The sequence below is a fragment of the Rhodopseudomonas sp. genome, from assembly GCF_048594845.1.
In the GTDB taxonomy this organism is placed as follows: Bacteria; Pseudomonadota; Alphaproteobacteria; order Rhizobiales; family Xanthobacteraceae; genus Rhodopseudomonas.
Genome location: NZ_JBMDXE010000215.1, coordinates 1 through 5,991, shown reverse-complemented (window position 1 = coordinate 5,991; position 5,991 = coordinate 1). Strand labels below are relative to the sequence as shown.

General features: G+C 65.7%; 5 protein-coding genes. All 5 read left to right on the top strand.

Annotated elements, in window-relative coordinates; translation table 11 throughout:
* The coding region (locus tag ACOJTD_RS14150; RefSeq protein ID WP_420133535.1) for an aldehyde dehydrogenase family protein at positions 1 to 834 on the top strand (834 nt) is incomplete at its 5' end.
* A 12-nt stretch (positions 835 to 846) separates the two neighbouring features.
* Positions 847 to 1,992: an isobutyryl-CoA dehydrogenase gene (locus ACOJTD_RS14145; RefSeq protein ID WP_420133534.1), complete on the top strand. Its 1,146-nt coding sequence runs from the start codon at positions 847 to 849 to the stop codon at positions 1,990 to 1,992.
* Complete coding sequence (locus tag ACOJTD_RS14140; RefSeq protein WP_420133533.1) at positions 1,989 to 3,062, top strand: enoyl-CoA hydratase/isomerase family protein; 1,074 nt, start codon at positions 1,989 to 1,991, stop codon at positions 3,060 to 3,062. The genes ACOJTD_RS14145 and ACOJTD_RS14140 overlap by 4 nt, the downstream gene beginning before the upstream one ends.
* Before the next feature lie 36 nt (positions 3,063 to 3,098).
* On the top strand, positions 3,099 to 3,986 hold the full coding sequence (gene mmsB / locus ACOJTD_RS14135) for a 3-hydroxyisobutyrate dehydrogenase (RefSeq protein WP_420133532.1): 888 nt from the start codon (positions 3,099 to 3,101) through the stop codon (positions 3,984 to 3,986).
* A gap of 162 nt (positions 3,987 to 4,148) precedes the next feature.
* Positions 4,149 to 5,867, top strand: coding sequence for an AMP-binding protein (locus tag ACOJTD_RS14130; RefSeq protein ID WP_420133531.1), 1,719 nt, complete (start codon positions 4,149 to 4,151; stop codon positions 5,865 to 5,867).
* Positions 5,868 to 5,991 lie beyond the last annotated feature (124 nt).

The following is a 5,991-nucleotide window of genomic DNA, read 5'->3' as shown; positions in this document are numbered from 1 at the left end:
GGCTTCGTCGGCTCGACGCCGATCGCGGAATACATCTACGCGCGCGGCTGCGCCGCGGGTAAGCGCGTGCAGTGCTTCGGCGGCGCCAAGAACCACATGGTCATCATGCCGGACGCCGACATGGACCAGGCCGTCGACGCGCTGATCGGCGCCGGCTACGGCTCGGCCGGCGAGCGCTGCATGGCGATCTCGGTCGCGGTGCCGGTCGGCAAGGCGACCGCCGACACGCTGATGGAAAAGCTGATCCCGCGCGTCGAGTCGCTGAAGATCGGCCCGTCGACGGATCCGACCGCCGACTACGGTCCGCTGGTCACCAAGGAAGCGTTGGAGCGCGTCAAGAATTACGTCGAGATCGGCGTGCAGGAAGGCGCGACGCTGGCGGTCGATGGTCGCGGCTTCAAGATGCAGGGCTACGAGAACGGCTTCTATCTCGGCGGCTGTCTGTTCGACAACGTCACCAAGGACATGCGGATCTACAAGGAAGAGATCTTCGGTCCGGTGCTCAGCGTCGTTCGCGCCCACGATTATGCCGAAGCGCTGGCGCTGCCGTCCGACCACGACTACGGCAACGGCGTGGCGATCTTCACCCGCGACGGCGACGCCGCGCGCGACTTCGCCGCCACGGTCAATGTCGGCATGGTCGGCATCAACGTGCCGATCCCGGTGCCCATCGCTTACTACACCTTCGGCGGCTGGAAGAAGTCCGGCTTCGGCGACCTCAATCAGCACGGCCCGGACTCGGTGCGGTTCTATACGAAGACCAAGACCGTCACCTCGCGCTGGCCCTCGGGCGTGAAGGAAGGCGCGGAGTTTTCGATCCCGCTGATGAAGTAAGCGTCGGCTGCCATGCAGTTCGACCTGAATGAAGACCAGCGCGCCATCCGTGAGATGGCGCGCGACTTCGCGGCCGAGAAGATCGCGCCGCATGCGCTGCAATGGGATGAAGACAAGCACCTGCCGCTGGACGTGATCCGGGAAGCGGCGGCGCTTGGTATCGGCGGCATCTATATCCGCGATGACGTCGGCGGCAGCGCCATGACGCGGTTCGACGCGGCGCTGATCTTCGAGGCGCTGGCCACCGGCTGTCCGGCGGTGTCGGCCTTCATTTCCATCCACAACATGGCGGCGTGGATGATCGACAGCTACGGCTCCGAGGCGCAGCGCCAGCAATGGCTGCCGAAGCTGTGCAGCATGGAGCACGTCGCAAGCTATTGTCTGACCGAGCCCGGCTCGGGGTCGGATGCCGCAGCGCTGCGTACGCGTGCCGTGCGCGACGGCGATCACTACGTGCTCAACGGCCAGAAGCAGTTCATCTCCGGCGCCGGCGCCAATGATCTCTACGTGGTGATGGTGCGGACCGGTGGCTATGGTCCCGGCGGCATCTCGACGCTGGTCGTGGACAAGGACACGCCCGGCCTGTCGTTCGGCGCCAACGAGCGTAAGATGGGCTGGAACGCGCAGCCGACCCGTGCGGTGATTTTCGAGAACGCACGCGTCCCGGTCGCCAACCGGCTCGGCGACGAGGGCATCGGCTTCAAGATCGCGATGGCTGGGCTCGACGGCGGCCGCCTCAACATTGCCGCATGCTCGCTCGGCGGCGCGCAGGCGGCGCTCGACAAGGCGATCGACTACACCAAAGAGCGCAAGGCGTTCGGCAAGCGGCTCGACGAATTTCAGGCGCTGCAGTTCAAGCTCGCCGATATGGCGACCGAACTGGAAGCCGCGCGCACCTTCCTGTGGCGTGCCGCCGCGGCGCTCGACCGCAAGGATCCCGACGCGACCAAACTGTGCGCGATGGCCAAGCGGTTCGGCACCGACACCGGTTTCGAAGTCGCCAACGCCGCGCTGCAACTGCATGGTGGCTACGGCTACCTGGCCGAATACGGTGTCGAGAAGCTGGTGCGCGATCTGCGGGTCCATCAAATTCTGGAAGGCACCAACGAAATCATGCGGCTGATCGTAGCGCGCAAGCTGATTGAGGGCGCACGATGAATGCACCTGTGAGCGAACCCGATCTCATCGTCCGGCGCGAGGGCGCCGCCGGCGTCATCCGTCTGAACCGGCCGAAAGCGATCAATGCGCTGACGCTGGAGATGACGCGCGAATTCGATCGCGCGCTGATCGCCTTCGCTGAAGACCCGCAGATCGCGCTCATTCTGGTGGAAGGGGCCGGCGAACGTGGCCTCTGCGCGGGAGGCGACATCGTTGGCCTGTATCACAGCGCGCGTGAGGCCGGCGATCTCGGCAAGGTGTTCTGGCGCGAAGAATACATCATGAATGCGCGGATCGCCGCCTATCCGAAGCCTTATGTGGCGTTCATGGACGGGCTGGTGATGGGCGGCGGCGTCGGCATCGCCGGCCATGGCAGCCATCGCATCGTCACCGAGAAGACCAAGATCGCGATGCCTGAAGTCGGCATCGGTTTCTTCCCTGACGTCGGCGGCACCTGGCTGCTGACGCGCGCGCCCGGTGAGATCGGCACTTACTTCGGTCTGACCGGCGAGATCATGAACGGCGCCGATGCGATCCACGCCAGGTTCGCCGATAACTTCGTTCCGAGCGTGGTGTGGCCCGATCTGCGCGAAGCACTGACCGCGGCCCCCGCGGGTGCCACCGCTGCGCAGGTGCGCGAGATCATCGCGCGCTTCAGCCTCGCGCCCGATCCGGGCCCGGCGCAGCAGCATCAGGCGCAGATCGATGCGGCGTTCGGCAAGGACAGCATCGACGAGATCGTCGCCGCGCTGGAGCAGGACGGCACCGACTTTGCGCAGGCCGCGCTGAAGACGCTGCGGATCAAGTCGCCGACCAGCCTCAAGGTGACGCTGAAGCTGCTGCGGATGGCGCGTCAAGCGGCCTCGCTGCAGGAGTGCCTGGTGCACGAATATCGTGCCGCGCTCGAAGTATTCGCCAGCTACGATTTCGTCGAGGGCGTGCGCGCCGCGGTGATCGACAAGGACCGCCAGCCGAAATGGCGGCCCGCGACGATCGCGGAGGTGACGCCGGACATCGTGGCGCGCTACTTTGTCGATCGCGGTGCTGACGAACTGAAATTTCCGGGCTGAAGAAACCGGGATCATCGAGGGACCAAGGGGACGAACATGACGGCTATCGCATTCATCGGTCTCGGCAACATGGGCGGCCCGATGGCCGTCAATCTGGCGAAGGCCGGGCAGAAGGTGACGGGTTTCGATCTGGCCGCGGCATCGTGTGACGCGGTCAAGGCGGAGGGCGTCGCCACCGCGCCGACCGCGATCGACGCGGTGAAGGGAGCCGACGTCATCGTCACCATGCTGCCAGCCGGCAAGCACGTGCTCGCGGTATGGAACGAGATCCTGCCGCACGCCGCCAAAGGCTCGCTGATCATCGATTGCTCCACCATCGACGTCGAGAGCTCGGTGCAGGCGCACGCGCTCGCCGCCAAGCACGGCGTTGCGTCGGTCGACGCGCCGGTCTCTGGCGGCACCGGCGGCGCCAAGGCGGCGACGCTGACCTTCATGGCCGGCGGCAGCGAGGCGGCGTTCGCGGCGGCCAAGCCGGTCCTCGAGCAGATGGGCAAGAAGATCGTGCATTGTGGCGGCGCCGGCGCAGGTCAGGCGGCGAAGATCTGCAACAACATGATCCTCGGCATCTCGATGATTGCGGTTGGCGAGGCTTTCACGCTCGCCGAAAAGCTCGGCCTGTCGCATCAGGCGCTGTTCGACGTCGCGTCGACTTCCTCGGGCCAGTGCTGGTCGTTGACGACGTATTGCCCGGTTCCTGGTCCGGTCCCGACATCCCCGGCCAATAATGGCTACAAGCCCGGTTTCGCCGCCGCGCTGATGCTCAAGGACCTCAATCTGTCGCAGGAAGCGGCGAGGACCTCCGGCGCCGCCACCCCGCTTGGCTCGCACGCCGCCGAGCTCTACGCAGCGTTCGAACAGTCCGGCCAAGGTGGCACGGATTTCTCGGGGATCATCAACTACCTGCGCGAGCAGGGGCGGAAGTAATCAGTCTGATGTCTCGCACGGCGGCGCCGCCATAACGGCCGTCATGCGCGGGCTCGACCCGCGCATCCATCGTTCTTCGGAAGAACATGGATTGCCGGGGCAGGCCCGGCAATGACGGGTGAAATCAGAGCGGCCGCCGTGCCTCGCAAGCGAGGTGTCGCCATGACCACATTCCAGCAAGCCCGTTCGTTCCTGCTCGACCACCGTACCGACTACGCGGCCGCCGTCGCCGGCTTTCGCTGGCCCGATCCGGTGCCGTTCAACTGGGCGCTCGACTGGTTCGACGCCGAACTCGCTACAAACAGCCATCGCAACCGTCCCGCATTGTGGATCGTCGACGGCGCCACCGGCCGCGAAGAGAAGCCGAGCTTCGCGCATCTGTCCAAGCGCTCCAACCAAGTTGCGAACTATTTGCGTGCCAAAGGCTTGAAGCGTGGCGATCATCTGCTGCTGCTGCTCGGTAACGTCGTTCCGCTGTGGGAAGTGATGCTGGCGGCAATCAAGCTCGGCCTCGTCACTATTCCGGCCACCACGCTGCTGACGCCGGACGAACTGCGCGACCGGCTCGAGCGCGGCCGCGCCAAGGCGGTGGTTGCCGCCCCCGACCAGATCGCCAAGTTCAAAGGTCTCGGCGGCGACGATCTGCTGCGCGTTGTCGTCGGCAACGCCCAGGACGGCTGGCTCAATTACGACGGGACCGCGCTCCAGTCCGACGTTTTCACGCCGGATGGGCCGACGCAGGCCGACGATCCGATGCTGCTGTACTTCACCTCGGGAACCACGGCGAAGCCGAAGCTGGTTCGGCACAGCCAGCGCTCCTATCCGGTCGGCGCGCTGTCGACGATGTTCTGGCTCGGGCTACAGCCGGGCGACGTCCACCTCAACATCTCCTCTCCGGGCTGGGCCAAGCACGCCTGGAGCTGCTTCTTCGCGCCGTGGAATGCCGGTGCAACGGTGTTCGTCGTCAACCAGCCGCGGTTCGATGCCAAGAGCCTGCTGACGACGATCGGCCGCTGCGGCGTCACCACGCTGTGCGCACCGCCGACGGTGTGGCGTATGTTCATCCAGGAGAAGCTCGCCGACTATAAAGTCTCGCTCCGTGAAGTCTGCGGTGCCGGCGAGCCGCTGAATCCGGAAGTGATCGATCAGGTCAAGGCCGCGTGGGGGCTCACCATCCGGGACGGCTATGGCCAGACTGAGACCACGGCGATGGTCGGCAATTCGCCGGGGCAGCCGGTGAAGATCGGCTCGATGGGCCGGCCGCTGCCGGGCTATGTCGTCAAGATCACCGATGCCGACGGCCAACCGGCTACCGAAGGTGAGATCACGCTGGCGCTCGGCGACGCGCGGCCCGCCGGGTTGATGCAGGGTTATCAGGGCGACGGCGGCAAGCTGTCGGGCGTGGACGGCGAGGCGTATCGCTCCGGCGACGTCGCCTTCGCCGATGACGACGGTTACTTGACCTTCGTCGGCCGCACCGACGATGTGTTCAAATCGTCGGACTACCGGATCTCGCCGTTCGAGTTGGAGAGCGTGCTGCTGGAGCACGATGCCGTCGCCGAAGCGGCCGTGGTGCCGAGCCCTGATCCGATCAAGCTGGCGATCCCGAAGGCCTATGTGCTGCTGACGGCGGAAGCCGAGCGCTCGCGCGACACCGCGTTGTCGATCTTCAAGCACATGCAGGGCCGCCTAGCGCCGTTCAAGCGCATCCGCAAGCTCGAGATCGTTGGCGAACTGCCCAAGACCATCTCCGGCAAGATCCGCCGCGTCCAACTCCGCCGCATCGAGCATCAGCAGGATCAGGCCGACGCGCTACGCGGCATGGAGTTTCGAGAAGAGGATTTCCCGGAGCTGAAGGCCGAGCCTGCGAAGGAGGGGTAAGGTAGAAGCCGTGTCCCGGGCGCGGTGCAGCGTGCAACGCTGCTCCGCAGACCCGGGACCCCGGTTGTCTTGCTATCCGCGTCGATAAAACCGGGGCCCCGGATCTGCAGCGCACCACGCCGAT

Excerpts from the sequence above, each read along its gene's own strand:
- ACOJTD_RS14140 (WP_420133533.1), top strand. The coding sequence starts at position 1,989 with ATGAATGCACCTGTGAGCGAACCCGATCTCATCGTCCGGCGCGAGGGC.
- mmsB (WP_420133532.1), top strand. The coding sequence starts at position 3,099 with ATGACGGCTATCGCATTCATCGGTCTCGGCAACATGGGCGGCCCGATG.
- ACOJTD_RS14130 (WP_420133531.1), top strand. The coding sequence starts at position 4,149 with ATGACCACATTCCAGCAAGCCCGTTCGTTCCTGCTCGACCACCGTACC.
- ACOJTD_RS14145 (WP_420133534.1), top strand. The coding sequence starts at position 847 with ATGCAGTTCGACCTGAATGAAGACCAGCGCGCCATCCGTGAGATGGCG.